Source organism: Pseudomonas sp. ATCC PTA-122608 (assembly GCF_001952855.1).
Lineage (GTDB): Bacteria > Pseudomonadota > Gammaproteobacteria > Pseudomonadales > Pseudomonadaceae > Aquipseudomonas.
Genome location: NZ_LPNO01000042.1, coordinates 1 through 939 on the forward strand (window position 1 = coordinate 1; position 939 = coordinate 939).

Annotated in this window: 1 pseudogene; it reads right to left on the minus strand. The window is 54.6% G+C overall.

Going from position 1 to position 939, the window contains the following annotated elements:
- Nucleotides 1-338: pseudogene (locus AU074_RS34665) on the minus strand (hypothetical protein); the annotation flags it as partial.
- Nucleotides 339-939: the final 601 nt, after the last annotated feature.

A 939-nucleotide genomic window follows, 5' to 3' on the forward strand; every position in this document is an offset into this window, starting at 1 on the left:
AGGGACATCAGCTCAACAACGGTTGAAAATAAAAGCTCACGTGAGTACTGCCGTTGGCGGTGATCATCGAACACCTTGTCAACCCACTCGGCATCTACCGCCTGCTCTAAGACCAACTTGGTCATGACACTGGCTGGTGCTAGTTTTTCAAACCGTTCTAAAACCTTGTCCCACATAGTTTCGTCGCCCTGACTGGATTGGTTAGGGGATTTTAGGGACATCAGCTCAACAACGGTTGAAAATAAAAGCTCACGTGAGTACTGCCGTTGGCGGTGATCATCGAACACCTTGTCAACCCACTCGGCATCTACCGCCTGCTCTAAGACCAACTTGGTCATGACACTGGCTGGTGCTAGTTTTTCAAACCGTTCTAAAACCTTGTCCCACATAGTTTCGTCGCCCTGACTGGATTGGTTAGGGGATTTTAAACCAAGACCTTGAAAGGGATGGCTCTTACAGCGGCTCACTTTTGAAAAGCGCAAAAGTAAGCAAAACGCTCTTGCCCCACCACTCGGCACCTCGCTTAGGCTCGGTGTGCCCTCACTCCGGCTTTGGACCGTGGGCCGCCGCGATGGGCCATCCTTGGCCCAGCGCGGCTAACCCGGCGTCCTGCCGGGTTACCCACGCTCCAAAGCCTACGTTCGGCCAGCGTGGTTTAACGGGGCGCCTAAGATCAAGATCACAAGCAGATCAAGGGCACAGCGGCCTACCGGCCGGCTTGAGTGTGGTGAAGCAACAGCAGGAGCAACAGCAAAACCAGAAGCGGTCACGGTCCAAATGTGGGAGCGGGCTTGCTCGCGAAGGTCGTTAACGATGACGCGGGCATCCTGATTCAACGCGGCGCTCTCAGGTTTTTCGCGAGCAAGCCCGCTCCCACAGAAAAGCAGCTCTGCTTTCGCTCTGGATCTTGCCTCTGCTTTTAACACTCAAGCCGGCCGG